The 25,851-nt window shown below is 61.8% G+C and carries 23 protein-coding genes and 1 pseudogene; 14 read left to right on the forward strand and 10 right to left on the reverse strand.

Translation table 11 applies throughout. The annotated features are described in order from the left end of the window. Nucleotides 1-254: hypothetical protein (locus NKI29_RS29945; protein WP_352798287.1), on the forward strand; the 254-nt coding region annotated here is incomplete at its 5' end. 898 nt (nucleotides 255-1,152) lie between these two features. Here the strand turns inward: NKI29_RS29945 and NKI29_RS29950 are convergent. Further along, a complete protein-coding gene (locus NKI29_RS29950) occupies nucleotides 1,153-1,260 on the reverse strand; it encodes a hypothetical protein (protein WP_245274694.1) in 108 nt (35 codons plus the stop codon). Nucleotides 1,261-1,606: 346 nt separating this feature from the next. Between NKI29_RS29950 and NKI29_RS29955 the strand changes: the two genes are divergently transcribed. Continuing rightward, the gene (locus tag NKI29_RS29955; protein ID WP_245274693.1) at nucleotides 1,607-2,482 is read left to right on the forward strand and encodes a MurR/RpiR family transcriptional regulator; all 876 of its coding nucleotides are present in this window, start codon (nucleotides 1,607-1,609) and stop codon (nucleotides 2,480-2,482) included. 61 nt (nucleotides 2,483-2,543) lie between these two features. On the opposite strand, the gene NKI29_RS29960 is transcribed toward NKI29_RS29955, so the two are convergent. The 3 genes from NKI29_RS29960 to iolD form a co-directional block, all read right to left on the reverse strand. Beyond that, nucleotides 2,544-3,377 carry an SDR family oxidoreductase gene (locus NKI29_RS29960; RefSeq protein WP_023676598.1) on the reverse strand — a complete coding sequence of 278 codons (834 nt, stop codon included), beginning with the start codon at nucleotides 3,375-3,377 and terminating at the stop codon, nucleotides 2,544-2,546. A 3-nt stretch (nucleotides 3,378-3,380) separates the two neighbouring features. Next, complete coding sequence (gene iolE / locus NKI29_RS29965; RefSeq protein ID WP_023676597.1) at nucleotides 3,381-4,280, reverse strand: myo-inosose-2 dehydratase; 900 nt, start codon at nucleotides 4,278-4,280, stop codon at nucleotides 3,381-3,383. Nucleotides 4,281-4,405: 125 nt separating this feature from the next. Next, a complete protein-coding gene (iolD, locus tag NKI29_RS29970; RefSeq protein WP_352541472.1) occupies nucleotides 4,406-6,253 on the reverse strand; it encodes a 3D-(3,5/4)-trihydroxycyclohexane-1,2-dione acylhydrolase (decyclizing) in 1,848 nt (615 codons plus the stop codon). 107 nt (nucleotides 6,254-6,360) lie between these two features. Here iolD and iolG point away from each other — a divergent pair, with 107 nt between their 5' ends. From iolG to NKI29_RS30025, 11 genes and pseudogenes are all read left to right on the forward strand, one after another. Next, a complete protein-coding gene (iolG, locus tag NKI29_RS29975) occupies nucleotides 6,361-7,368 on the forward strand; it encodes an inositol 2-dehydrogenase (protein WP_352458352.1) in 1,008 nt (335 codons plus the stop codon). Nucleotides 7,369-7,371: 3 nt separating this feature from the next. After that, nucleotides 7,372-8,808 (forward strand): NAD-dependent succinate-semialdehyde dehydrogenase, encoded by a 1,437-nt coding sequence (locus NKI29_RS29980; RefSeq protein WP_352798289.1) that lies wholly within the window; start codon nucleotides 7,372-7,374, stop codon nucleotides 8,806-8,808. A gap of 10 nt (nucleotides 8,809-8,818) precedes the next feature. Next, nucleotides 8,819-9,634: an HpcH/HpaI aldolase family protein gene (locus NKI29_RS29985; protein WP_352579550.1), complete on the forward strand. Its 816-nt coding sequence runs from the start codon at nucleotides 8,819-8,821 to the stop codon at nucleotides 9,632-9,634. Further along, entirely contained in the window at nucleotides 9,634-10,599 is a 966-nt protein-coding gene (locus NKI29_RS29990; protein ID WP_352798291.1) for a hydroxyacid dehydrogenase, read from the forward strand. Before NKI29_RS29985 ends, NKI29_RS29990 begins: the two co-directional genes overlap by 1 nt. Beyond that, nucleotides 10,589-11,713 carry a Gfo/Idh/MocA family protein gene (locus tag NKI29_RS29995; protein ID WP_352789087.1) on the forward strand — a complete coding sequence of 375 codons (1,125 nt, stop codon included), beginning with the start codon at nucleotides 10,589-10,591 and terminating at the stop codon, nucleotides 11,711-11,713. Before NKI29_RS29990 ends, NKI29_RS29995 begins: the two co-directional genes overlap by 11 nt. Nucleotides 11,714-11,850: 137 nt before the next feature. Next, nucleotides 11,851-12,591: an ATP-binding cassette domain-containing protein gene (locus NKI29_RS30000; protein WP_352798294.1), complete on the forward strand. Its 741-nt coding sequence runs from the start codon at nucleotides 11,851-11,853 to the stop codon at nucleotides 12,589-12,591. After that, the gene (locus NKI29_RS30005; protein WP_156937342.1) at nucleotides 12,584-13,684 is read left to right on the forward strand and encodes an ABC transporter permease; all 1,101 of its coding nucleotides are present in this window, start codon (nucleotides 12,584-12,586) and stop codon (nucleotides 13,682-13,684) included. The genes NKI29_RS30000 and NKI29_RS30005 overlap by 8 nt, the downstream gene beginning before the upstream one ends. A 58-nt stretch (nucleotides 13,685-13,742) precedes the next feature. Beyond that, the gene (locus NKI29_RS30010) at nucleotides 13,743-14,747 is read left to right on the forward strand and encodes a substrate-binding domain-containing protein (protein ID WP_023676588.1); all 1,005 of its coding nucleotides are present in this window, start codon (nucleotides 13,743-13,745) and stop codon (nucleotides 14,745-14,747) included. Between the two features lie 212 nt (nucleotides 14,748-14,959). Beyond that, nucleotides 14,960-16,009: a Gfo/Idh/MocA family protein gene (locus NKI29_RS30015; protein ID WP_352449985.1), complete on the forward strand. Its 1,050-nt coding sequence runs from the start codon at nucleotides 14,960-14,962 to the stop codon at nucleotides 16,007-16,009. 312 nt (nucleotides 16,010-16,321) lie between these two features. Then, nucleotides 16,322-16,800: pseudogene (locus NKI29_RS30020) on the forward strand (IS66 family transposase); the annotation flags it as partial. An 852-nt stretch (nucleotides 16,801-17,652) separates the two neighbouring features. Beyond that, entirely contained in the window at nucleotides 17,653-17,796 is a 144-nt protein-coding gene (locus NKI29_RS30025; protein WP_301942484.1) for a transposase domain-containing protein, read from the forward strand. 682 nt (nucleotides 17,797-18,478) lie between these two features. Here the strand turns inward: NKI29_RS30025 and NKI29_RS30030 are convergent. The 6 genes from NKI29_RS30030 to NKI29_RS30055 form a co-directional block, all read right to left on the reverse strand. Beyond that, nucleotides 18,479-18,739: a pyocin activator PrtN family protein gene (locus NKI29_RS30030; RefSeq protein ID WP_023676583.1), complete on the reverse strand. Its 261-nt coding sequence runs from the start codon at nucleotides 18,737-18,739 to the stop codon at nucleotides 18,479-18,481. A gap of 1,027 nt (nucleotides 18,740-19,766) precedes the next feature. Further along, nucleotides 19,767-20,822 carry a lipocalin-like domain-containing protein gene (locus NKI29_RS30035; RefSeq protein ID WP_352568983.1) on the reverse strand — a complete coding sequence of 352 codons (1,056 nt, stop codon included), beginning with the start codon at nucleotides 20,820-20,822 and terminating at the stop codon, nucleotides 19,767-19,769. Then, entirely contained in the window at nucleotides 20,812-23,220 is a 2,409-nt protein-coding gene (locus NKI29_RS30040) for an ABC transporter permease (protein ID WP_352724782.1), read from the reverse strand. The genes NKI29_RS30035 and NKI29_RS30040 overlap by 11 nt, the downstream gene beginning before the upstream one ends. Then, nucleotides 23,220-23,876, reverse strand: coding sequence for an ABC transporter ATP-binding protein (locus NKI29_RS30045; RefSeq protein WP_031211739.1), 657 nt, complete (start codon nucleotides 23,874-23,876; stop codon nucleotides 23,220-23,222). Before NKI29_RS30045 ends, NKI29_RS30040 begins: the two co-directional genes overlap by 1 nt. A gap of 371 nt (nucleotides 23,877-24,247) precedes the next feature. Further along, nucleotides 24,248-24,433: a DUF3606 domain-containing protein gene (locus NKI29_RS30050; protein ID WP_023676578.1), complete on the reverse strand. Its 186-nt coding sequence runs from the start codon at nucleotides 24,431-24,433 to the stop codon at nucleotides 24,248-24,250. Between the two features lie 50 nt (nucleotides 24,434-24,483). Further along, complete coding sequence (locus NKI29_RS30055) at nucleotides 24,484-24,858, reverse strand: DUF1488 family protein (protein WP_023676577.1); 375 nt, start codon at nucleotides 24,856-24,858, stop codon at nucleotides 24,484-24,486. Nucleotides 24,859-25,270: 412 nt separating this feature from the next. Between NKI29_RS30055 and NKI29_RS30060 the strand changes: the two genes are divergently transcribed. Then, nucleotides 25,271-25,708 (forward strand): hypothetical protein, encoded by a 438-nt coding sequence (locus NKI29_RS30060; RefSeq protein ID WP_352458344.1) that lies wholly within the window; start codon nucleotides 25,271-25,273, stop codon nucleotides 25,706-25,708. The last annotated feature ends 143 nt before the right edge of the window (nucleotides 25,709-25,851 follow it).

The raw sequence follows: 25,851 nt of genomic DNA on the forward strand, positions 1-25,851 counted from the left end.
CAACCAGCGGCGGCCTGATCATGCAGCGCAATAAGGTGCATCACGTCTACACCGTCGATCGTGTCGCCAGGGACCTCGGCGTCAGCGAAGCGCTCATCCAGGAACTGACCCTCGGTCTCGAGCCCGAGGACGGCGTCATCTGGGTGTACGGCGCCAACGATGACGACGGAATCTTGGCCTTCACCGATGAAGGCATCGAGGAGGTCAAACTCCTCCTCGAAGAATATCATCGCGTCTCCCCATCGAAAGCTTGACCCCAGCACTCCGGTGCTCAGGTTCTCCTGGCCGCCGGATACGCACGTCTGCGGTCTTCACCGGATGGGTACGTTTTGCTGACCAAATGGTTCGGCTCTTTGAAGAGCCTGTTGCGGCGATTGGGATGCTGCTCTACGGCGCCTATCTTTACATGAGCAGGAGCAGTTTCCGCCAAGAGATGAACGCGGGCGTATCGAAACCGGACTAGGCTGCTACAACCATTCAAGTGGAAGCGAAGCGGATCGAGGGACAGAGAGAAGTCGCACGCTGGTGTGCAAAATCGCGCCTTAGCGTAGAAAAGGCTTTGGCCCCGGGCTGAGCGAAACTGCGAAGCATGAGCTGCCGATCCCTTTCCAATCTACAAATCTACGCCACAGCCTACCATCAAGATCCGCAAGCGTGACCGCGAGCGCGCGGAGCGCGTCCTCTTGGCCGGTGGGCCGAAACCGTCACTCAAGAAAAACGGGCGATCGCACTCGCATGGGAGCGACAAGTGTGCGAACACGCGATCTCACGGACATCGGAATTCCGGCTGCTATCTGGCCCGGATGTGTGACGAGGGCCTGCTCATCAAGATCGGCTATGGCATCTATCGCGCCACAAATCGGAAGGCGGCATAATCGGATCTTGGCTAATCTCCGGAGAATGGCAACGTTTGCAGCGGTTCGATCGCTCGAATGGAAGCTATGGCGAGAAATCGGCGACGCGGCCAGGACATCCATGTCGATTTCAATGATGGACTGGACGGACTGTCCGGAAAAGCTAATAAAAATCAAAGCTTAAGGGGGTTTAAGTTGGCGATGCAGTACCAAATGCAGTACCGCTGAAGCGCAGCCGATGATGTTTTCAGGGTCGTAGGACGGACTTGCCGTTGCGAACGTCGGCGCGACAGGGCACTTACGGAGCCCGTGGTCGCAGAGGTTGCCCGAATGCACATTCGAGACCGGCTGAATCCCAGTCCGCGAGGTCTGCGGCGGCGCGATATGTGCTCTCCAGGACGACCATGAGGCTTGGTTCCGGATCGGTAACTCTGCGGATCGCATACGGCAGCAGGAATTCTCCAAGTCGTAGTGGGCGGCGTCGGCAAAGATCTTCGCCGCCGCGAAGCCTTTTGGTCGGGCGGTGGAGCGGTCGACTTTCCGGCCTTCTATTCCTACGCCTGTCCGAAACCGCTGCTCCTCTGACGCTTCTCCTTCGCACGGAGCTGTCGCAGCCCTCTTGGTGCGCGGACGCGCGGTGCGCACACAACTTGTGGCCCGATAACAGACCCGATAACAGAGTTGACAACTCTCTGCTGGTCAAAAACCTTCAAAGACGCCATCATGCAACAAAAATTGCAAGGATGTGCATCGTGGACGAGAAGGTCGAGGCTCCCAAGGACTATGAGGATCTCATCCGCGTGATACACGACCGGTATGATGGGATGAGCAAGTCGTACCAGAAGATTGCGTTGTACCTCACCCAAAATCCGAATGACGTCGCGGTGCGATCGGTGAACTCGATCGGGGAAGGCAGCGGCGTTCACGCGTCCAGCTTCGTCCGATTTGCCCAAGCATTGGGGTATGAAGGGTTCAAGGACCTGCAGAGCCTCTTCCAGAAACGATTGTCCACCGCGGCTCCCGGCTTCGAAGCCCGCGTCAAGGCGTTGGAGAAGGAACTGGGGGAGCGGACAGATCGCAGCGAGATGGGATTGATGCACGACCTGGTCGTCCGTGACATCGCGTCCCTGAAAGAGATGCTCACCGATCTTCAACCCGAGGATCTGGCAGAAGCCGTTAGCCTGCTCGAGAAGGCCGACGTCATCTATCTGATGGGACAACTTCGCTCGGCACCGGTCGTCGAACTCCTTCGCTATATACTGACCATGCTAGGTAAGCGCTGCGTGCTCCTGGATCCGGGCGGCGGACTGGCCACGCATATGGCCCGCGCGATGCGGAAGACGGACCTGCTGTTTGCGGTGTCGTTCCGCTTCTATGCGAACGAGGTCGTCAATGTTGTGGAAGAAGCCGTGGGGAGAGGTGTACCCATCGTGGCGATCTCGGACAGCACGCTGTCTCCATTGGCCAAGAGCGCGCGCGTTCTGTTCGCCGTACCGGAGCACGAATACACTTTCTCGCGCTCGCTGGCGGCTCCTATGTGTCTTGCGCAGGCTTTGACCGTGGCCTTGGCGGCCAGGCTTCAGAACAACGCTGTCGATCCCCGCATTCCAACGGTTACCGAGCGGTAGGGACTGCGAACCGCGAAACCTGGCCTCATTGCAGCATTTTCGGACCGCCGGCCGTCGATTCTCAATCAGTGTCGGAAGGCGAGAGCGCCATCGCCTTTTCAGGCACGGCCATGGGGCCGGATGCGGCACCGAGGACTGTCTGGTCGTAATCCACCACCGCACCTGTCATGAGCCCGGCATCGTCCGAAACGAGGAAGTTGACGGTGCGGGCGGCCTCGGCCGGATCGACCAGCCGGCCGAAGGGCAGGTTCGCAACGGCTTTCGCTTCCCAATTGGGATCGCCCGTCTCACTCGCCTGCAATTCTCGCTCGTTATCAGACGCCATCCAGCCGACATCCAGCTGGTTGACGCGGATGCGGTTCTTCATGACGGAAAACGCCGTGTTGCGGGTCAGCGTCGCCAGCGCCGCCTTAGTGGCACAGTAAACGTTGATGAAAGGCTGGCCGGCATGTTCCGAGATCGAGCCGATGTTGCAGATGGCGCCTTCAATGCCGTCGCGGATCATGCGGCGGATGGCCTCCTGCATCAGGAAGTAGGGTCCGCGCACGTTGACGGCGAACAGGGCGTCGAAAAGTTCGGGCGAGGTATCGAGGATGGTGCCACGGTCCGTGCGGGCACCGGCGTTCACCAGCACATGTATCTTGCCATAAACGCGCTCGGCCTCCGCCATCACGCTTCGGCAATCCTCGACTTTGCCGAGATCGGCCTTGACAAAGTGGACAGGCACGCCGGTGTCGTGCGTGATCGCCTCGGCCGCGGCACGGCCCTTCGCCTCGTTGCGGCCGAGAGTGACAAGACCGGCAGCGCCGGCTTCCGCCAGCCGGCGCGCAATGGCCGCTCCCAACCCCTGCGTTGAACCCGTGACAACGCAGACCTTTCCATCCATGCGATTCATACTTCAGCTCTCCACAGTGTAGCCAGCCGCGGCCATGACGCGCCGCAATTCCTTATGCCCGATCTTCGCCATTTCGAGTGGCGGACTTTTGACGGGATCCTGCTCGGCTTCAACGACGAACCAGCCTTCGTAACCGTAGGAGGCCAGCCGCTTCACGATCGCCTCGAAGTCGAGCGAGCCGTCACCGGGTACGGTGAAGGCCCCCTTTACCACTGCGTCGAGAAAACTTTCCCGGCTGCGGTCGAGCCCGTCCACGACCGCTTGGCGGATGTCCTTGGTGTGTACATGCGAAATGCGGGCGTGGTGCTTGTCCACCACCCGCAGCACGTCGCCGCCGGCAAAGGCCATATGGCCGGCATCGTAGAGCAGGGGCAGACCCTCGCCGGAATGCTTCATCAGCAGATCGACGTCCTGTTCGCTTTCGATCGGCGCGGCCATGTGGTGGTGGTAGCAAATCGGCATCCCCTGACCCGCGCACCATTCGCCGAAAGTGGTGAGCTTACGGCCGTAGGCCTTGATCTGATCGTCGTCGAGACGCGGGCGCATAGCCAGCGGCGTTCCGCGGTCGCCCTGAATGGTGCGACCCGTCTCGCCATAGACGATGCAGGGTGCGTTGGTCGCCTTGAACAACTCCATCTGCGCGGCGATGCGGTCCTTCTCTTCATCGATATTGCCGACCAGCAAGCGGCCGGAGAACCAGCCGCCACAGACGCTCATGGCATGCTGCCTCAGGATGGGCTCAAGCACCGCCGCGTCCATCGGGAAGCGGCGGCCAGTCTCCATGCCGGTGAAGCCGGCCTCACGGGCCTGCCGCAGGCACTCCTCCAGCGAGACGTCGTCGCTCAGTTCGGGAAGGTCGTCGTTCCACCAGGCGATCGGCGCGATGCCAAGCTTGGCTCTCATCGTCATCTCCAATCATGATTTTCGAATGCTGCTGGCTGCCTGCGCAGCGACAAAAAACTGCCGGAACAATGCTCAGGGAGTTTTGCATCGTTCCGGCAGGGGACGCCCCCGCGCGCCCGAACGGTTCAGACACCCACGCGCTGCTTCTTGCGACCTTCGGTTTGCGCGGCATGCGCGTCGCGGACCTGCTGGCGCCCGCTGATCTCGGGCACGCCGACGTCCCACCATGCATCCCCGGGCGTCCAGCTGAAGGCGTCGGAGACGATGGCAATGACGGTGGTTCGGTCGGTGGTCTTCGCCCATTCGATCGCTTGGCCGAGATCGGCAAGGCTTTCGACACGCCGCGCCAGCGCGCCCATGGCTTCCGCGTGCTTGGCGAAGTCGACCGAGAACGGCTCCTTGACCCGGCAGTCCTTGATAAGGTTATTGAAGGAGGCGCCGCCCTTGGCGTTCTGCAGCCGATTGATCACCGCATAGCCGCCATTGTCGCATACCACGAGAATCATCTTGTGGCCGGCGAGCACCGACGAATAGATGTCGGAGTTCATCATCATGTAGGTGCCGTCGCCGATCATGACGATCGGCGTGCGGGTAGGGTCGGCCATGGCCGCGCCCCAGCCGGCAGAGATTTCATAACCCATGCAGGAGAAGCCGAACTCGCAGTCGAAAGTGTTGGGTTCCTTCACCCGCCAGTTCTTCATCACCTCGCCGGGCAGTCCGCCGGCCGCGGTGATCAGCAGGTCACGCTCGCCCGCCTTGGCGTTCACCACGCCTACGACCTGCGCATAGGTCGGGACCGGCTCGTTGGTCGGCTTCTGGAAGCCGTCAAGCATCGTGTTCCACTTGGCGAACTCGATGCGACCCTTGTCTGTCCAGGCCCTCTCCGCTTTCCAGTCGCCGAGGGCACCTTCGAGTTCGCTCACCGTCTCCAGCGCGTCGCCGACGACGGCGAGCGCCCGGTGCTTGGTGGCATCCCAGCGTGCGGCATTGATCGAGACGAACTTTGCGTCGGCCGAGAAGGCGCTCCAGGATCCGGTGGTGAAGTCCATGAGCCGTGTGCCGACGGCGATGATCACGTCGGCTTCCGCCGCCAGCGCGTTGGCGGAGGTTGAGCCGACGATGCCGATCGGTCCGACATGCGCGGGGTGGTCGTGCGTAACCGTGCCTTTGCCGGCAATCGTCTCCGCGAGCGGGATCCCATGCCTTTTGGCGAAATCGCCAAGAACCTTCTCGGCACCCGAATAACGCACGCCACCACCCGAGATGATCAGCGGCCGCTTTGCGCCTTTGAGGAGGCGCGTCGCTTCGGCGAGCCGGCTGCGATCGGGCCGGGGGCGCGGCACCTCATTCACCGTCTGTTCGAAGAAGGCTTCGGGATAATCCCAGGCGATCTCCTGCACATCCTGCGGCAAAGCGATGAAGGCAGGCCCGCAATCGGCCGGATCAAGCAGCACCGCAACCGCCTGCGGCAACGACGAGATGATCTGCTCGGGATGGACGATGCGGTCCCAGTAGCGCGTGACCGCCTTAAAGGCGTCATTGACGTTGATGGTCGGGTCGCCGAAGTGCTCGACCTGCTGCATGACCGGATCGGGCCGGCGACTGACGAAGGTGTCGCCTGAGAGCATCAGCACCGGCAGCCGGTTCGAATGGGCGACACCCGCCGCCGTCACCATGTTCAGCGCACCCGGACCGATCGAGGTCGCCGCAACCATGATCTGGCGCCGGCGCTTCGCCTTTGCAAAGCCGATCGCTGCAAGCGCCATCGACTGCTCATTCTGGCCGCGCCAGGTCGGCAGCACGTGCTTCACCGCCTCGAGTGCTTCAGAAAGGCACGTCACGTTGCCGTGCCCGAAGATGGCGAAGACTCCCGGAAAAAGCGGAACTTTCTCGCCGTCGACGACCGTGAACTGGTTGCACAGATAGCGCACGAGCGCCTGTGCCATGGTCAGACGGACGGTGGCCCTGGTCATCTTTGTCTCCTCCCTAACGACGGTCTTTCCAAATCTATACGGAATGCCCATTGACAAATCAATATGTTTGCAACGATCATTGCAAAAATTCAAACCGGGAGGACTTCTTGCTCAGGATAGCTGTGCTCGGCTGCGGTCGGATTGGCAGGATGCATGCGGCAAACATCGCCGCACATCCTCGTGCGGAACTAGCCACCGTCTATGACATCGACGAATCGTCCGCGGAGACTGTCGCGGCGCGGCACGGCGTTCGCGCTTCGGGATCCGCGGACGAGGTATTTGCCTCGGCAGATGTAGATGCGGTCCTTGTCGCGACGGTGACTGACACGCATGCCGACTACATCGAAAAGGCGGTGGCCGCTGGCAAACCCGTGCTCTGCGAGAAGCCGATCGATCTTAGCCTGGAAAGGGTGAACCGTTGCGCCGAAGCAATTTTGTCCAAGGGCGTGCCGGTCCAGATCGGCTTCAACCGACGTTTCGACCCCGGTCATCGTGCGGCGTGGAACGCCGTACGATCCGGCGAGATCGGCGACCTGCACCAGGTTATTATCACCTCGCGTGATCCGGGCATGCCGCCCCGTTCCTACTACGAGGTCGCGGGCGGGCTTTTTCGCGACATGACGATCCACGATTTCGACCTGGCCCGCTTCATGCTGGGAGAGGAGCCGGAGGAGGTGTTCGCCATCGGTGGCCGGCTGATCGACCCGGCCATGATGGCGGAGCTGAACGACTACGACAGCGTCATGGTCGTGATGCGGACCAAAAGCGGCAAGCAGTGCCACATCAACAACTCCCGAACCTCCACTTATGGCTACGACCAGCGCGTCGAGTTGCTGGGCAGCACCGGCATGGTGATCAGCGGCAACAGGAAGCCTCACGAACTGCGCCGCTACTCGGTCGCGCAAACCGAAGCCGCCGCGCCTTATCTCGACTTCTTCATCGAGCGATACCGCGAAGCGTTCGATGCCGAGATCGACGCCTTCGTCACCTGCGTCGAGAAGGGCGAGCCGCCGCTGGTCGGTTTTGAGGACGGGCGCCGCGCCCTGATCCTGGCTGAGGCGGCGATGAAATCGGCGGTCGAAGGCCGCTTCGTGAAGGTCAGCGAGATCGGATAAGCCATGTACGCGAATTACGGACTGTTCATCGACGGGAAGTGGCGCAAGGCATCCGACGGCGGGACGGCGCCGGTGACGAGCCCGGTGACGGAAAAGCCGCTGGGCGAGGCTCCGGTCGCCACCCGCGCGGACACGGAAGAGGCGCTGGTTAGCGCCGCCCGTGGGTTTTCCGCATGGAAATCCAAGGGTGGTTTTGAGCGCGCGTCCGCCCTGCATGCTATCGCGGACGAGATGATCCGCCGCAAGGACGAAGCCGCGCGGATGATCTCCAGCGAGACCGGCAAACCTATTGCCCAGTCCGAGCGCGAATGGGGGCTGGCGGTCGATCAGTTCCGCTGGTACGCCGAGGAGGCCCGCCGGATCTATGGGCGCGTCATCGAATCGCGCGTGCCCGGCGGTCGTTTCGAAGTTCTGCACGAGCCTGTCGGGATCGCAGCCGCCTTCACCGCCTGGAACTTTCCGGCGGCACTGGTCGCCCGCAAGGTGGCGCCGGCGCTTGGCGCTGGCTGCTCGACCATCGTCCGGCCGTCAAGTCAGACGCCCGGGACGGCGATGCTGATGGTCGACTGCATCCGCGCCTGCAATCTTCCTGCCGGCACCGTCAGCCTGGTCGTTGGGCCCACGAGCACGACCTATGCGCCGATCATGGCTTCGCCGGCGGTGCGCAAGGTGTCCCTCACCGGCTCGACCCGCGTCGGCCAGCAGATGATCCGCGATGCTGCCGACACGGTGAAGAAGGTGTCTATGGAGCTTGGCGGCAACGCGCCCCTGATCGTCTTCGACGACGCCGATCTGGATGCCGCGCTCAACGTCTCCGTGCCGACCAAATACGCCAATTCCGGCCAGGTCTGCGTCACACCGGATCGTTTCTTCGTCCACGAAAGCCTGCACGACGCCTTCGTCGAGGGCTTTGTGCAACGCGCCAAAGCGTTGAAACTGGGCGACGGGCTCGACCCATCCGTGCAGATGGGCCCGCTCATCAATGCCGGCCGGCTTTCCGAGATCGAAGACATCGTGTCCGACGCTATGAAAGCCGGTGCGAAGCTCGTCGCGGGTGGCCGTCGGGTTGCGGCGTTCAATGCCGGCCATTTTCATGAGCCCACGGTCCTGACCGATGTTGCCGACGACATGAGGGTCTTTGCCGAGGAGAATTTCGAGCCGATCGCGGCGATCACCCGGTTTTCCTCGGATGAGGAGGCGCTCGAGCGGGCGAATGCTTCGCCAATGGGATTGTCGGCCTATGCCTTCACGTCGAGCCCGAAGCGTGCGCGCCGCACGGTAGCCGAGCTGAAGGCAGGCATGGTGGGCATCAACAGCTTCGCTCTCGCCGCATCGGAAGCGCCGTTCGGCGGCACGAAATATTCCGGAATGGGTCGCGAAGGCGGCAGCGAAGGTATCGGTGACTACCTCGACACCAAGCTTGCGCAGATCGTGTTCTGAGGAGGCCGCCTTGATCAAGAACGAGCTCAAGCAGATCTGGGCCGAAGGGCGGCCCACGATCAATGGCTGGCTTTCGATCGGCAGTCCATTCACCGCCGAGATCATGGCCGCGCAGGGCTATGACAGCGTGAGCATCGATGTCCAGCACGGCGCGCTCGACTATTCGATGCTGCTTCCCATGTTCCAGGCGATGCGTGCATCCAGGGTGGTGCCCATGGCGCGCGTGCCGTGGCTGGAGCCGGGCATCATCATGAAGGTGCTGGATGCCGGCGCTTATGGCGTGATCTGTCCCATGGTCAACACCTCGGAGCAGGCGGCTGAGTTCGTCAGCTACCTGCGCTATCCGCCGGCTGGCCAGCGCAGTTTCGGGCCGACACGCGCCAACTTTTCGGCGGGCGCCAATTATGCGGCCGAGGCCAATGACGAAATCCTGGCCTTCGCCATGGTCGAGACCGCCGAGGCGATGCGCAATCTCGATGCGATCGCCGCGACTCCCGGGCTTGACGGCATCTACGTCGGTCCCGCCGACTTGACCTTCAGCTTGCACCAGGGACGTCTCGCACCGGCTTTCGACCGCGAGGAGCCTGACATGATCGAGGCGCTGCGGACCATAGTCGCGGCCTGCAAGAGGCATGGCAAACGCGCCGCGCTCCATTGCGGCACGGCCGACTACGCCGCGCGCGCCATCCAATGGGGCTTCGACATGACCACCGTGTCAGGCGACTCCCGCCTGCTCGCAGCAGCGGCCCAGGCGTGTGTTGCCCGCTTTCGCGAATTGACCGGCGCGAAGCCCGCCTCTCTTGAAGCCGGCAAGGGAGGCTATTGATGCCGCACGTTCTGGTCGCCGGAAAACTTCATCCGAGCGGCATCGAACTTCTCGATGCGTCGCCCGGCGTCACCTACGACTATGTCGAAGATGTCTCCGAACCAAGCTACGCACCTCTGATCGGCAAGGCCGATGGCCTCGTCATTCGCACCCAGCCCTTGTCGGCTCCGACCGTCGCACGCGCCGAGAGGTTGAAGATCGTCTCGCGCCATGGCGTCGGCTACGACGCTGTGGATCTATCCTCCCTCAATCGGCGCGGGATCGCTCTCGCGATCGTCGGCGATGTGAACTCGGTGTCGGTGGCCGAGCACGCCATGATGCTGTTGCTGGCGGCAACCAAGCGGCTGATCCGAGCGGATCGTTCGGTGCGCGGTAACGAATGGGGTTGGCGCAACCGGCTGGAGCCAAGCGAACTCTCGGGCAAGCGGCTTCTGATCCTCGGGTTCGGCCGGATCGGCCGCCACCTGGCGCACATGGCGGCGGCATTCGGCATGGACTTGCGTGCCTATGATCCATTCCTTGAGAGGCAAGGCTGGCCGGAGGGGCCGGTCGCGCCGGTGAGCGATTTGCAAACGGGACTCGCCTGGGCCGATGCGATCTCCGTCAACGTACCCAAGGCCGAGCGCCCGGTGATCGGCCCCGTGGAACTCTCGGCGATAAAACCGACTGCTGTTCTCATCAACACAGCGCGGGGCGGCATCGTCGACGAGGCGGCGCTGATTGCGGCGCTGCGAGCGGGGCGCATCGCAGCCGCCGGTATCGACGTCTTCGACGATGAACCACCCGCCGCGGACCATCCGCTCTTCGGCTTCGACCAGGTGATTCTGACGCCGCACATTGCCGGGCTCACCGCCGAGTGCGGCGAGCGCATGGCAATCTCGTCCGTGCAGAACGTGCTCGATTTTTTCGCCGGGCGGATCGACTCAGCGCTGGTGGTAAACGGAGCCGAGTTGAATGGCCGGTGAAAAACCTCAACTCAGAATCGGCCTGATCGGCACCGGCTTCATGGGCAAGACCCATGTGTTCGGCTTTGCTGCCGCACAACGTGTCTTCGATCTTCCCTACGAACTGGTGCTCCACACGGTTGCGGACAGAACCGAGGACCTCGCCGCGCAGGCGGCGCAGGCCTTGGGGTTCGCGCGGGCGAGCGGGGACTGGAGGCGTCTGGTCGAGGACCCGGAGATCGATATGATCGATATCACGGCGCCGAACGGCTTCCACAAGGAGATGGCGCTCGCCGCCATTGCCGCCGGCAAGCACGTCTATTGCGAGAAGCCGCTGGCGCCCCTTGCGGCGGATGCCCGACGGATGGCCGAGGCGGCGGAAGCGGCCGGCGTCAGGACGCAGGTCGGGTTCAATTATCTCTGCAACCCGCTGCTCGCGCTGGCGCGGCAGATGATCCGCGCGGGCGAGTTGGGCGAGATCCGCAGCTATCGCGGCATTCACGCCGAGGACTACATGGCGGATGCGGAAAGCCCATTTACCTTCCGGCACGATCCTGTCGGCGGCGGCGCATTGGCGGATCTGGGCAGCCATGCTCTGGCCACGGCGGAGTTTCTGCTTGGCTCGGTGGAACGGGTCCTCGGCGATTCCGTCACCGTCATAGCGAGCCGTCCGGATGGCCGAGGCGGGCGCCGGACCATCGAGGTCGACGACATCGGTCGCGCATTTCTGCGTTTTGCCAATGGTGCATCCGGCAGCATCGAAGCGAGCTGGGTCGCCACCGGCCGCAAGATGCAGCACGATTTCGAGGTTTATGGCACCAAGGGGGCGCTCGTCTTCAGCCAGGAGCGCTTCAACGAGCTGCATTTCTACAGCACGGCCGATCCCGGCGGCCGGCGTGGCTTTCGGCGCATCGAGGCCGGTCCGGATCACGATCCCTATGGACTCTTCTGCGTCGCACCAGGCCATCAGCTCGGCTTCAACGATCTGAAGGCTATCGAGATTGCGCGGTTCGTCGATGCGATCGCCGGGAAGCGAGACGAGTCTTTCGGCTTCCGGGCCGGCCAACGCATCCAGGAACTCGTGGAGGCAATTCAGGGCTCGGCCCGGGAGAGCACGTGGCTGCGAACAGACTGATGCGAGGGAGAGTTGGTCGCCGCCCCGCATGCGTCTGAAATAAACGTTGCATGTTTGTACATTTTGCAATATAGATTGCAGCCGGAGAGAGGTACGTCGGCTGAGTGCTCAAGTCGACGTCGCACAGGGAGGAGAATGTGTCTGTGCTGGACGTACGAAGCGTCTCGAAAAGCTTTGGTGCTATCCGCGCCTTGTCAGATGTTAGCTTCGCGGTTGCTGCCGGCGAGGTGGTTGGCCTGATGGGCGACAACGGTGCCGGGAAATCGACCATGGTGAAGCTGATTGCGGGGAACTTCCCACCCTCCGACGGCGAAATCGCGGTGGACGGCAAGGTCTGCCATTTCCACAAGCCGATCGAGGCACGGGGCGAAGGGATCGAGGTCGTCTATCAAGATCTGGCCTTGGCCGACAATCTGACGGCCGCCCAAAATGTCTTTCTCGGCCGCGAGATGAAGAAGGGATTTTGGCCGCTCAGCGTGCTCGACAAGCAGGCGATGATCAACCGCTCGGCAAAACTGTTCGCGGAGCTGAAGTCGGAGACGCGGCCGCGCGATCTGGTCAAAAAAATGTCAGGCGGCCAGCGGCAGGCGGTCGCCATTGCCCGCACCCGGCTATCCAACTCCAAGCTCGTGCTGATGGATGAGCCGACCGCGGCGATTTCGGTCCGCCAGGTAGCCGAGGTGCTGGAGCTGATCCGGCGGCTCAAATCGCAAAATGTGTCGGTAATGCTGATCAGCCACCGCATGCCCGATGTGTTCGCGGTCTGCGACCGCATCATCGTGCTGAGACGCGGCTCGAAAGTGGCCGACAAGGCGACGGAGAAGACATCGCCGGAGGAGATCACCGGCCTAATTACGGGAGCGATCCGTGATGCATAGCCAGAGCGACATGCTGAAGGAAGGCCATGCGTCCATCGGTGATGTGGTCGGCATAATAGAGCAGAGCGTTTTCCAGAAGATGATCGCCAGCCAGGCCTTCTGGGTCGCGATCGCGCTTTTCGTGTTGGTGGTCTTCATGACGTGGCTGGAGCCCAGCTTCGGCACGGTCGACAACGTTACCAACACCACCCGCAATTTTGCACCTATCGCCATCATGGGGCTGGGCATGACGGTGGTGCTGATCACCGGCGGCATCGATCTGTCGGTCGGCTCGGTGATGGGGCTGGTCGCGATCGTCGCCGGCCTGCTGCTCACTTGGCACCAGCCTTGGTATGTGGCGTTTGGCGCGGGTCTGCTCGCAGGCATCGCCTGCGGAGCCTTCAACGGTTTCTTCGTGGCCTATATCGGCATGCCGTCCTTCGTGGTGACGCTAGGCATGCTGTCGATCGCGCGCTCGCTGGCGGTCGTGCTGTCCGGCAACCAGATGCTTTACCAGTTCGGACCCGATGCGCCGATCGTCAAGGCCATCGGCCAGGCCAAATGGCCGAGGCACACGCCTGACGGCTGGGTGCCTCATTGGATCCCGGAACTGTCCTCGCAGTTCTGGGTGATGGTGATCCTCGCGCTCATCGTCGGCTCCGTCTTCATTTTCACCGCCTGGGCGCGCCACCTCTTCGCGATCGGCGGCAACGAGAACGCCTCGCGGATGACCGGCGTCCCCGTCGACTGGATCAAATTCCAGGCCTATGTCTTCTGCGCATTTACCGCATCGATCGCGTCCCTGCTGCTGCTCGGCTACAGCGGCTCGGCCATCAACGCGATGGGAACCGGCTACGAGTTGAGGGTGATCGCCGGCACCGTCATCGGGGGGGCCAGCCTGATGGGCGGCTACGGAACCGCGTTTGGCGCTGTGATCGGTTCGGCCTTCCTCGAGGTCATCCGCAACGCGCTGCTGATGGCCGGGATCGATTCGAACTGGCAGGGCGCCTTTGTCGGGGCCTTCATCATTCTTGCCGTGCTTCTCGGCATGCAGACCTCGGGCAAGTCGCTGCGGGCGACGCTGGAGGGTATGTTTACCTGGAAGCGCAAATAGAATCCGGCGGCCGCAAGCCGTCGGGGATAGTGGACGTCAAAACAAAGTGGAGGAACAGGTGAAAAAATACATTCTGACGGCGGCCGTGGCGTTTTCCGCGCTGATGGCAGGGCAGGCCTATGCCCAGCAGAAATACGTCTTCGCCCTTGTGCCGAAGAACATGAACAATCCTTTCTTCGACCAGGCTCGTGACGGCTGCAAGAAGGCCGAAGCCGAATCCAGCGGCGCGATCGAATGCATGTATATCGGCCCCGGCGAGCATGGCGGCGGCGAGGAGCAGGTGCAGATCGTGCAGGACCTGGTGGCCAAGAAGGTCGACGGCATCGCCGTCGCCCCGTCGAACGCCGCGGCAATGGCCGTCGCGCTTCAGGCCGCCAAGGAAGCGGGCATTCCCGTGCTTACCTGGGACTCGGATGTGCTACCGGAGAACAAGGACCTGCGTGTCGCCTATATCGGCACGCACAATTACGAAATTGGCGTCAACCTCGCCAAGATCGTGCAGACCATCAAGCCGAAAGGCGGCACCATCTGTATCCAGTCGGGCGGAGCTGCCGCGGCCAACCACAATGAGCGCATGAAGGGTATACGCGATACGCTGGCCGGCAAGGAGTCGGCCGCCTCGCCAGGTGATGCCCTGACCGGCCAGAACGGCTGGACGGAAGCACCGGGCTGCCCTCTCTATACCAACGACGACTTCCCTCTGTCGGTTCAGCAGTTCCAGGACTTCATGGCGAAGACGCCAAACCTCGACGCCTTCGTGCCGACAGGCGGCTTTCCGCAATTCATACCGGATGCGAATCGCGCTGCGGTCGAGCCGTACAAGGATAAGATCGCCAAGAAGGAGCTGGCTCTGGTCGTCGCCGACACGCTGCCGGTGCAGATGGACCAGATGAAGGAAGGCCTGTCGCTCGGCCAGGTCGGACAGCGGCCGTTCGAAATGGGCTACAAGACCATGCTGGCGCTGAAGGACATCAAGGACGGCAAGCCCGCGCCGGCCGACCCGACCTACACCGGTCTCGACGTCTGCACCCCCGAAACCGCCGACACCTGCATCGGAAAGTAGGCGGGGGGCGCGCAACTCTGCGGCGGGCGAGGGATGACTCTTGCCCGCCTTTGCCCCTGAGAGGCGACAACAGACCCATCGAGCGACTGGCTCAAATCGACCGCTGCCGTCAGGCCTCAGAGACGCTCCGCTGGCCACGGCGTGACCATTTTTAGACGAGTGCCGGGAGTGATCCCATTCGGGAGGAGCAATTGAGAAAGATACGATATGCCGTGGTGGGCGCGGGCTGGATCACACAGGAAGCCTTTATGCCCGGTGTGTCCCAGACCGGAAACTCGACAATCACGGCGATCGTCAGCGGCTCGGCCAAAAACGCCGCCAAGCTCGCCGAATTCTACGGCGTGGAACACGTCTTCAGCTATGAGCAGTACGACCAGATGCTCGCATCGGACGTCGCCGATGCAGTTTACGTGGCATTGCCGAACTCCATGCATGCCGACTATGCGATCCGAGCCCTGAGAGCCGGCAAGCACGCGCTCGTTGAGAAGCCGCTGGCCACGACCGAGGCGGAATGCGAGGCGATGATCGCCGCCGCCAATGAGAGCGGAGCGTACCTGATGACGGCGTATCGGCTGCACAACGAGCCCGGCACTGTCGAGGTGCTGGAGCGCATCCGCAGCGGTGAGATCGGCGATCCCCGCATCTTTGCCGCGGTCTTCTCCTTCGTAGCGTCGTCCGACAATCACCGCCTCAAGGCCGCCTATTGGGGCGGTCCCTTGCAGGACATCGGCGTCTACTGCCTGAATGCCGCGCGCCATATCTTTGCCACTGAGCCGATCGAGGCAGTCGCGGTAAGGAGTTTCGGCAGCGCCTCAGTCGGGGAGGTAGAGGAAAGCATTGCCGTGACGTTGCGCTTCCCCGAGGGCCGGCTTGCACAGTTCATTGCCAGCTTCGGCGCGGACAATTCGGATTTTTACCACGTGGCCGGAACGAAGGGGAGCGTAACGGCCGACCCTGGCTTCCGTTTCGAGACTGCCGTGCAAATGAAGCTTCGGCATGGCGACATCAGAACCGAAAAGACGTTCCCGCAGACAGACCATTTCGCCGGACAGACCGCGTATTTCTCCGACTGCATCCTGAATGCACAACCGCCTGAAGCCGACGGTGGAGAAGGATTTGCCGACGTGCGCGCCCTGCTTGCCATTGAGCGCGCCGCCAGCACCGGTCAGCCTCAGAAGATAGACACGCCGGCACGGCAGGTTCATCCTACTGCGGATATGATCCGCATCTTGCCTACAACGGACCAGCGGCTGCTTCTCTGACGCGCTTTCGCCCGCGGAGCCGGCCAGGATTCATTGCGAGAAGCGTCTCACGAAACGGCATCGCGTACCGCGTTGTACCGTGCAACCGTTCATGCGGAGGCAGTCACGATCTTGTTTCCGAACGTGCTCGACGGGCTGCGCTGGGTGAAATTCATCCAGGCGGCCGCCGACTCGCACGAGGCCGGAAAAGCCCGGACAACCGGCTGGCTTGACTGAACGCATTGGAATAATACGGAGGTCAACTTGAGTATACGCGTTGGAATTGTCGGCGTAGGGGTAATGGGTGCGGATCACGCGCGGATGCTCGCATCACCTCAAGCCCGGCTTGCCGCCCGACGGGAGCATTCCGCCCATCATCGCTGCCCTGAAACCATGGTTCGAAAAGCAGCTATCGATGATCTCCTCCGGCTCTGGCCTGGCCGAAGACATCCGTTATGGGCTCGGCCACTGGCAAGGCCTGACCCGCTTCCTGGACGATGGCCGCCTGGAACTCGACACCAACCCGGTCGAAAACGCGATCAGGCCAGTATGCCTGACCAGAAAAAAATGCCCCGTTTGCAGGTCACGAAGTCGGGGCCGAAAATTGGGCGCTGCTCGCCTCCATCGCCACCTGCAGGCTCAACGACGTCAACCCGGTCGCCTACCTCGCCGAAACCCTCGACGCCATCATCAACGGCCATCCGCAGACCCAGATCGAGGAACTCATGCCCTGGCAATTCCGGAAAACGTCAAGCCCAAATCCACAGGCGATCCGCGAGGCGCTCACCCTAAGTTTATCATTGACGGTCTGACTTGACGTCTGGCCCGAGGGCGGCGTTCGCTACTATTCCGAAACTTAAGGTTTCGCCCTACCGCGTAATTGGGGTCGGCTGTCTTAAGAGGGCCGCTGCCCACGGTGCCTACTTCTTAACGCATTGGCGGACTGGTGCGGCCGAGCAAACTTCGCCCACGCCGCAGTCCAGGTCGCGTGAACAAGGTTTCGGCATTTGCGGTGGCTCCAGCGTGACGAAGGGCGTCCTCGGCTCTTCCCCCGGTCTCGCCGTTCTCGGGAGGAAGGCGCCGGGATCACCGAGCGACTTCACATATCGATAGAATGACCGAATGTCGCTCTCCGGCATGACGCGAACGTTGTACCAAGGCATCGGCGGCAATGTGCGAAGTGTCTTGATGTAGGTTACATACCCGTCTTCGCTAAGGTCTTGCGCGCTCCATCTCAGATTGCTTGCATAGGTTGTGCCCCACGGCCCCCGCCAACCTATTACTTTCCCTCTCAATGCCTTGGTGGGGTCGAGTGCGCCTTCGGCTTCCCTGTAGCCGTCAGTATGGCAGTCGTGACAGCTGCCGATGATGGAAACCAGCCGTCCTCTCTCGATAGACACCTCCTCTGCCGCAAACGCTGCCCCCGATGCTGTCAATATTGCTGAGCCAACCAGGAGCTTAATGAAGTGCATGGTAGCCTCCAGCGCCCTCACACCGCTCGCTCAAAGCCAATAACAACGTCGAGACTTTACCACAATTTTGAAAGTTGGGGTGGGGAAAGCAACGGATCGTTGGAGGCAATAGTCCCTAAGAGGCTCCTGGGACACTGTCGACAATCGCAGCACAGCACTACGTTCGACAACTGGGCGCTGCTCGCCTCCATCGTGGCCACCTGCAGGCTCAACGACGTCAACCCGGTCGCCTACCTCGCCGAAACCCTCGACGCCATCATCAACGGCCATCCGCAAACCCAGATCGAGGAACTCATGCCCTGGCGATTCCGGAAAACGTCAAGCCCAAATCCATAGGCGATCCGCGAGGCGCTTACGCTTCCACCGCAACGGTCTCGCTGCCTTCGCCCCTGCGCACCGAGATCAATTCGGGTCTGTCGCGAGGAACGGCCTATCCCGCGGACTGGCGTCCTCGCTTCACCGATGCCCATCGCCTGCAGGCCCAGGCCTGGATCCATTCAATACTCAGCGGAATTCCGGCCGGAGCAAGCTGCTGGACGGATACCGGGCTGCAATCGCCGCCGAGGCGGGTCTGCAATCACTATCAGAAGGGCGAAAGGCAGTTATTGGCGCAATGAGTAAGCCAGAACTGTACAAATAGCTGACGGCATTTGAATTCATAATGACCTCGGCAGCCGACTAATAATCTTCTTTTTCAGGCCCCTCCCGTCAGCGTGTTCCACGCAGCCGGTGCGCTGCTTCGGCTCGTCGCAGGGACACGTGCGTGTTCTGTAGGATCATTTCGCGAAACGCCTCGTTTGATACTGCAAAGTTGTACCATCGTGTCCAACATCAGATGGGACGCAGTCCCAACAAACATGCAGTTCAGACAGTCGATTACGCGTCTTTGTTGAAGTGGTGCTGTACCAAATGCAGTACCGGCCTTGAAACGGTTGATCCAGTTCGTCGCTCATCAGGCCATAAGCCGCGGGCGGCTGTGTACGGCAGGGCTGAACGAAACCTCATTCACGCTCCCTCGCTACTCCGTGAGACCCCTCATTTCCTTTCTCGCAGCCTCAGTCCGGTACTCAAGGTATTTGGCCAAATCGGCGAGATGGACGCCCTTGGCACACTTCTGACTGTCCTCGATCCGCACGAGCGGAAGGGCAATTTCCCCCATGGAAATCTTTCGGACCAACTTCGGCGGCGTCAGGTGGGAGAAATAGTCTCGGCAGACCTCATCGATCGGGATGATGGCCTTGCCACCATACTGAGCCATCAAAAGCAGTGCTGTGTTCATTCCAGGTTGCTATCCCTGTTAGGAGCTTGGCAGACTAGCAAGCCGCCCAACGGGTTCAACGGCCGGGCAGGGGCGCGCGTGCAAAAGGGTGGGCGCGACCTAAGCAACGGCCGGGGCGTTCAAGTCGCTAGAGGGATACCGCCAATACAGTGCTGTGACCGAGTTCGTTTGCTGACGGGCTTCTTAATCGGCGCAAATCGGTCCGACTCCAACCTCCGCAACCAGTTCCAGCATAAATCACTAATAGTCGCGATCTGATCAAAGCCCCGCCGGAAAAAACGGCAAGGCTTTTCCCACGGCAGGTTTGGCGAAGCGCGGAAGGGCACTCTGCCGCCCAGAGTAAGCGGCCTGCACGGTGAAGACGAGAGGGACGCTTTTCCAAGCGCGGAGTTCGAATCCCTCCGAGCCCACCAAGTCGCCTCCCTGCAATGCTGGCCTGGACCTGTCAAATCGTCACGTTAATGATGTCGGTATCGGTGGTTGCGTGTCCCCGCAACCACTTCTGTCATAGTACGATAACCGTCTCGGTCTAACCGAGGCGGTTTTTTCGTGTGGCGAGTTTGAAAATGTCTGGATTGCGTGAGGCCGTGAGGCCGGGCATTAAGGCGCATATTTTGCGGGAAGGCCTTCATGAACCTCAATCATCGGCAGAATGCGCCGTGCAGCGTAACCATCCGGTGTGGACCGCGGCAGACGCCGTTTCGCGTGTTAGACTGCTTGGCATGGAGATCGACACCGACAAGATTGACGCGTGCAGCGGTGGTGCTTCGACGTAGAAATCGGAAAACACGCTCGCGGCAACTCTGCACTACGCGGATGCGCGCCCATCTCCGGCCACGCAACATCGATCCGCAATTCGGAGCCATGTAGTGGTAGGTGGCGGCGCAGGACCGCTACATCGCCAGAGCCATTACCTGAGATAGTGGGTTTGAGGTGGTGGTAGAGGGAAGGGCGCTGGAAACTAACCTTCTCCATTTTCGGCAATTCGCCAACCGTCGCGATCTCGCGATTGAGCAGTGTCCTCCAGTCACTCATAGCCTGTCATCTCGAGATAGCCGCGCCCGGCATGGGTGCCCTCAAATCGGATCGGGCCTTCCCAATAGGGAGAGCGTGTGTCCATCCAGGCTTCTGGGTTTAGCGTCCGGATGGTCACATCCACTCCGTTTTCCGGCAATTGCACCCTCCAGCGGATCGGCACGCTACGTCCCGCGACTGCCGCCGTTTCGAGCGGCGTCACCCTTAGCGCGCCGGGGGCCTGCGGCTGCGGCCTGCCGTCGGCCTTGATCCATGTGGCCGATGTAAAGCCCGCGCCTCCGTCGCGCAGGCGAAAGCCCATCATCTTTTCGCCGCTGTCGAAATGCAAGGAGAACCAGTCCCACCCGGTCTGATCCTCAGCCAGCGGCTGCGAGGACCATTCGTGGTCCAACCACGCCTGACCGGACACCGCGATCACGCCCGCCGGAAGGGTCAGTGTACCGGTCACGTGGTAGAATGGTTGCGAGTAGTAATAGCTCGCCTGCCCCTTCTCGGATTTCACCGAGTAGCCCTGCACTCCCTGCGGCACCAGAGGGCCTTTGGCGTCCAGTGCCAGTTCGTAGGAAAACGCCTGTCCCGCCGCGTGCAGATCGAGCGCCGACAGCGCATCCGCCTCTGGCAGGGCCCGACCTGCCATCTGCCAGTTGTCAATCCAGGCCGCAAAGGGTGCAGCCGAAACCCCCGCCTGGCCGATGCCGCCCCGTGCCAGCCGTTCGGCCACGAATTGGTGCGTTCGCGTCGTCAGCCCGGCATGGCCCATCCAAAGCTGCGGACTGGACCAGCCGGACCGCTCCACCGGGGCCAGGGCGGATCGGAAAAGAGTCCATTGCACGCCATAGTCCGCTCCATCCGCAGCTTGCAGGTTGGCCGTCAAATACCACCATTCGATCCGGTAACCGGGGTGCGGGCCGTGGTCTGCCGGAAAGTTGAATGCAGTCCCCGGCTGCGGCACTGAAAACCCGTCAGCCTCTGTGCCAAGCCCAGCAAAACCCTGGCCAAAGGCAGGTGCGGCCAAGCTCATGTAGATCAGCAATGCTCTAACGCTCATGTGCAAATACCTTCAGCAAATCCGATGGCGAAAGACGCGCCAGCCGCCAGGCAGGCACGGCGGCTGCAAGTCCGGCCGCCAGCAACGCGAGCGCCGCCAGCCGCGCCCAGTCACCGGGAAAAAGGTGCATCGGCAGACGCCAGCCAAAAGCCTCCACATTCACCACCGCCAGTAGAACAAAGGCGAGCCCGATACCTACAGGCAGAGCGGCCAGCATGGTCAAGGCTGCCAACAACAAGCCGCGCCAAAGCTCCAGCCATACGAGGTGGCGGCGGGGCAGACCCATGGCCCAGACCGGCGCCAGTTGCGGTAGGCGCATCCCCGACAGGGTCATGAGGCTCGCAAACATCGCCAGCCCCGCGACTCCCAGCGTCAGCACATTCAGCGCGGCTGTCACTCTGAATGTGCGCTCAAACACTTTGAGCGAAAAGACCTTGATCCCGGCCTGGTCAATCACGTTCTGCGCGGGCAGCCCGAATTCCGCCCGCAAACCCGCAGCCAGTGCTTCGGCCTTGCCGGGGGCAATCCGAATGGCATAGCGCAGGCGGGAGACGTCAGGATAGTGCTGGAGCAGTGTGTCGATCCCGATGATCACTTGGCCGATCGGGTTGCCATAGTCGGCATAGACGCCGACGATGCTGGCCCGCCAGCCACCGGGCAGCGTGATCTGGTCCCCTAAGCCCAACTCCTGGCGCCGCGCCAGTTGTTCGTTGATCAGGGCGCCGTCGCCTGTGGCGATCCGGTCCCACACCCCTGGCACTGCAGAGAGGATCGGCCAGTTGTCGCGATAGGTGCCATGATCGGCCACGCCGTATATTGCCGCGGGCTGGCCTGCGACCCGGCCCTCAATGCTCCAGATCGGCAGGACCGCGTCGCTGCGCTGGGCCAGCCAGTCGCGTATCGCCGTGGCCTCTGCTTCGGTGCGGGCGGTCACGTAAAGCTCTGAGGCGAGACGCTGATCGAGCCAGCCGGTGAAGGTCAGCCGAAAGCTCGACACCATCGTGCTGACGCCCACATTGACGGCCAGCGCAAGCAGCAGTGCCATTAGCGCCAATGACAGGCCGGGAAGCTGTTGACGCGTGTCGGCCCAAAACCATTCAGCCAATGGTCCACGCGCCAAGCGGCCGCCAAGGTGCAATATCCCCGTCAGCACGAGCGGCAGCGCCAGTGCCGCCCCCAACAGCAGTGCCGCCAGAAGCGCAAAGCCCGCCTCGAGGCCGGATCCGAAGTGTGCAATTCCCGCCGCCGTCAACAGGAGCACCATCGCAGCCACGCCTTGCGCGCGCAGGGCCCGCTCCGAAGCCCGCGCCCAGGCCCGAGGCTGGGCCGGCGCAAGCAGCGGCAGGTGCCATAGCCGCCAGAGGCTTTGTGCGGCCGCTACCAGCGTGCCGATTACCGCGATCGCCAGCCCCGCTGCCCACACTGCGGGGCGGATCGACAGCGTTCCCGGCACATCGGCCCCGTAAAGTCCGCGCAGGGTGGCGGCGACGTCGGGCAAAAGGGCCGAGGCGACTACATAGCCAAGTGCCACGCCCACCAATCCCGCGAGGAGGGCGAAGATCAGCAGCTCGGCGATCAGCAAAAGGACCAGCACGCGGGCCGGCAAGCCCAGTGCGCGCAGCGTGCGAAACACCGGGCGGCGCTGTTCAAAAGCCAGACCGATGGCGGAATGCACGATGAAGAGCCCCACCGCAAAGGCAAGAAAACCGAAAGCCGTCAGGTTCAGGTGAAAACTGTCGGTCAGCCTGGCAAGATCCCCCGTTTCACTCGGCTCGCGCAGGGTCAGGCCGGGGGCTGTCACCTCTAGAGGGGCACGGCCAATCGGTTGGTCCGGCCAGAGCAAAAGACGAGAGATCTTGTCCTTTGCCCCAAGCAAGACCTGCGCCTGCCCGATGTCGGTGAGGACTGTGCCAGGCGGCAAACCCTCGGCCACGCGCACGGGAGGTGTTGCTTGCTCGGTTAGTCGTGCCGCGGTTTCCGGAGTTGCATAGAGCACCCCGGGCGCCGTGATGAACGGCAATAGCTCATCACCCACTGCAACATCCACCTGCTGCGCCTGCGGCGGCAAAGTCAGTGGGTCAATGCCGAGGACGCGCAACCGCACATCCCCAAACCGCATTTCACCTTCAATCACCGGCGAAGCCAGCCAGCCTGCTCGCCGCAGTCTCACAAACACCTGTTGATCCATCCGGGTCCCGTCCTCACGCACCAGTTGCGCGAGCCGGTCCTGCCCAAGGATCGCCGCTGCACGGTCATAGCTCGCCCGCGCCTCACCGTTGATCGCCTGAATCGCTGACCACAACGCCGTTGCCAGCGATAGCCCCAAAAGCAGCATCGCCAGTTGGACAGGCCGCCTGCGCCAATGCGACAAGAGCGCTGACAACCCGGTCCACACCATCAAGCCAGCCGTCCCGCGTGCAGGTGAACGTGGGCGTTCAGCCGGTTTGCCAGACGGTTGGAATGGGTAACCATTAACAGGGCGGCACCCGTTTCAGCCACCAGCGACAGCATAAGATCGAGTACAGCGTCCCCTGTTGCCTCATCGAGATTGCCCGTGGGCTCATCGGCCAAAACCAGCCGGGGCCGAACGGCTAGGGTCCGCCCAATCGCCACCCGCTGTTGTTGCCCACTCGACAGCTGTTCAGGGTAGCGCGTTAGGACCTTGGCCAGGCCCAGCCGTTCAGCAAGGACCTTCAGCCACGCCGGATCAGGACGGCCGGCAAGTCGAGCCTGAAAGGCAAGGTTGGCTGCCACATCAAGCGAAGGGATCAGGTTGAACTGCTGGAACACAAGTCCGACTGTTCCCCGCCGCAGGGCGGCAAGGGCCGTATCGTTCAGCCCCACAATATTGGTACCGCCAAGGTGGATTTCTCCCGCATCAGGGCTGTCGAGCCCTGCAACGAGGTGCAAAAGCGTGCTCTTGCCGCTGCCAGACTCGCCGGTCAGCGCAAGGCTCTTGCCCGCCTCCAGCGAAAGATCGATCCCGTGCAGAACATGCAACGGCCCTTCGCCAGTGGGGTAGAATTTGTCGATCTGGTCCAGCCTCAGCAGCATGTTACTCCCCGGAGGCCCGCGTGCTTCTGACACGGCATGCCAGTGAAATAGCGCCAAACAACGACCCCTTTCATACAGCCTCCAAACCCACTGCCTTAATTGGACAATGGTTTTCTTCAGAGGCTCGCGTTTTGCATCTAACGCGACCTCCACTTGGAATTCGATGTACAATTACGATCTAGAGCGGTTCTCAGCTAGGCGGGATAGGCGTTGACCGTGCCGTCGCAACTCACTCTCCAAACGGAACTGGAGCGCTGCCTTCAATTCCTCAGCAGTGCCGATGCCGTTGCTGAAAAGCGCCATGATTATGCCTGCAGCCTGGTCACACTCAGGCGTGCTTGGCTCTATGCCAGCCTCACGGGAATACGCGATCAAACCTTTCGGGCAAAGAGTTCCTCTTCGATCTTTGCGCGGTTGTTTCCATACTTTTTTACCAGCCTGAGGGCATCAGCCCGTTCGAGATGGTGCTTCTTCATGAGGTACCCGACTTCATAGTCTTCGCCACCGTCGACCCGTGCTCTGTCTTGCGGACCACGCTTTGACTTGTCGTCTGCCATGACAACCTCCATGGGCGATCGCCTCGCCCAAACGTGTCAAGGATAATCCTCTAATCGACGGGGACAAGGACGTAGTCGCCAACCATGTCGAAACCGCACAACTCCGCGGTCGCAGGGATAAGCCGATCCCTTACGGGGAACGCTTTGCTCGTCCGCCGTTCGAAGCGTCGAGGTCTTCTGGGCTGGTACACGTTCTTGCGGCCGTGGGAGGAAGCTTTCCGCGCGACATCACGAATGGAGTCCCTTGATGCATCGAAGGTCGCCAAATAACCCGCTTCGGCTGTGGCTGCTTCCGGTTTTGCGTTCGCGAGCGCTTCAATCTCAATCAAGAACGGCATTTCAAACATGCCATCGTAGCCGAGAAAATGGAGGTATTGTCCGGCCTCGTCGTAGCTGCGGCTTCGGTTCGGAAAAGTCAGCGCCAAGGTTGAACATACCTCAAGCCGTCAAGAACCGCGTAGCGAACGTCTGTTGCAGGCTCGCGGCCTTGCGTCTCTTCGCATTGTGCGCGTTCAGAATTACGGCGGTTTCGAAGCTAAACTGCCACTCGCTTGATCCCGCTGCCCGGCCAGCGATGGAGCCGGGCTACTCTAGCACAGACTCTGCCCGTCGATCACCTCGATCGGCACGGACTCCAGACCGACATCGTCGAACAGCCGCGCATTTGACCGCGTTCGCCAAATTAATGGCCGGATCTTTGCGAAGCCTCCGCATTTTTGTGGGGGGAAGCCCTCCCAGCATCATCGTGATTGGACTTCACGATCGGTCGGAGTCACGCTGGCCGCAGGTATAAGAAGGATATGGGTGGGCCAACTATCGTCCGAATAGGAGGCTAAAATGAAGCACCAGACGCTTGAGCAACTGCAGATCGTCGCCGAGATCGATCAGGACTACCTGCGCCAGGCCATGTCGCGCAGCGAACGTCTTGAACGCTGGGCGGAGCTCCTTGAACGGAACCCTGACCGGCGACTCTCGACGCTACACCAAACCGAGTATCAGCCGGTTAGGTCACGCGGGGCCATGCGCGGCGACGGCTCGCCGATCTCAGTCGCTTTCGAGGATCCTGTCCTCCGCGCCGCCGGGTTGGAAAGCGACAACTACGGCGAAGCGAAGCGGTTCTTCGAACTGACCGACAGGCAATTGCATGAGATCATCTGCTATTGTCATTTCGGCGCGACGGTGAGCGCCGTAACGGCCGCCCGTCACATCCGTGCGGCGATTGCCGGGAGACAGCCCGGCATGTTCGCTCGGATGCGTGAGGCGTTCGTCGGATAAAGCCGGAGCCGTTTCGCAGCATCATTTTTGAAGCGGCTCGCATGGAAAGCCGCCGCCGTAGCGCGGGCAAGCGCTCCCCACGCGGGGAGGCTGCGTTGCATGAGGGGGTGCGGCTTTCCGCAGGAGCACGCCGACGCCCCTCC

The sequence above is a fragment of the Mesorhizobium sp. M0678 genome, from assembly GCF_040320505.1.
Classification (GTDB): domain Bacteria; phylum Pseudomonadota; class Alphaproteobacteria; order Rhizobiales; family Rhizobiaceae; genus Mesorhizobium.

Bases quoted from the DNA above. Each gene is read 5' to 3' on its own strand.
- iolE (WP_023676597.1), bottom strand. From the start codon at position 4,280: ATGAGAGCCAAGCTTGGCATCGCGCCGATCGCCTGGTGGAACGACGAC.
- NKI29_RS30035 (WP_352568983.1), bottom strand. From the start codon at position 20,822: ATGAGCGTTAGAGCATTGCTGATCTACATGAGCTTGGCCGCACCTGCC.
- NKI29_RS30030 (WP_023676583.1), bottom strand. From the start codon at position 18,739: ATGAACACAGCACTGCTTTTGATGGCTCAGTATGGTGGCAAGGCCATC.
- NKI29_RS29960 (WP_023676598.1), bottom strand. From the start codon at position 3,377: ATGAATCGCATGGATGGAAAGGTCTGCGTTGTCACGGGTTCAACGCAG.
- iolD (WP_352541472.1), bottom strand. From the start codon at position 6,253: ATGACCAGGGCCACCGTCCGTCTGACCATGGCACAGGCGCTCGTGCGC.
- NKI29_RS30045 (WP_031211739.1), bottom strand. From the start codon at position 23,876: ATGCTGCTGAGGCTGGACCAGATCGACAAATTCTACCCCACTGGCGAA.
- NKI29_RS29990 (WP_352798291.1), top strand. From the start codon at position 9,634: ATGCCGCACGTTCTGGTCGCCGGAAAACTTCATCCGAGCGGCATCGAA.
- NKI29_RS29950 (WP_245274694.1), bottom strand. From the start codon at position 1,260: ATGGTCGTCCTGGAGAGCACATATCGCGCCGCCGCAGACCTCGCGGAC.
- NKI29_RS30040 (WP_352724782.1), bottom strand. From the start codon at position 23,220: ATGGTGTGGACCGGGTTGTCAGCGCTCTTGTCGCATTGGCGCAGGCGG.
- NKI29_RS30060 (WP_352458344.1), top strand. From the start codon at position 25,271: ATGAAGCACCAGACGCTTGAGCAACTGCAGATCGTCGCCGAGATCGAT.
- NKI29_RS29980 (WP_352798289.1), top strand. From the start codon at position 7,372: ATGTACGCGAATTACGGACTGTTCATCGACGGGAAGTGGCGCAAGGCA.
- NKI29_RS30050 (WP_023676578.1), bottom strand. From the start codon at position 24,433: ATGGCAGACGACAAGTCAAAGCGTGGTCCGCAAGACAGAGCACGGGTC.
- NKI29_RS30005 (WP_156937342.1), top strand. From the start codon at position 12,584: ATGCATAGCCAGAGCGACATGCTGAAGGAAGGCCATGCGTCCATCGGT.
- NKI29_RS29995 (WP_352789087.1), top strand. From the start codon at position 10,589: ATGGCCGGTGAAAAACCTCAACTCAGAATCGGCCTGATCGGCACCGGC.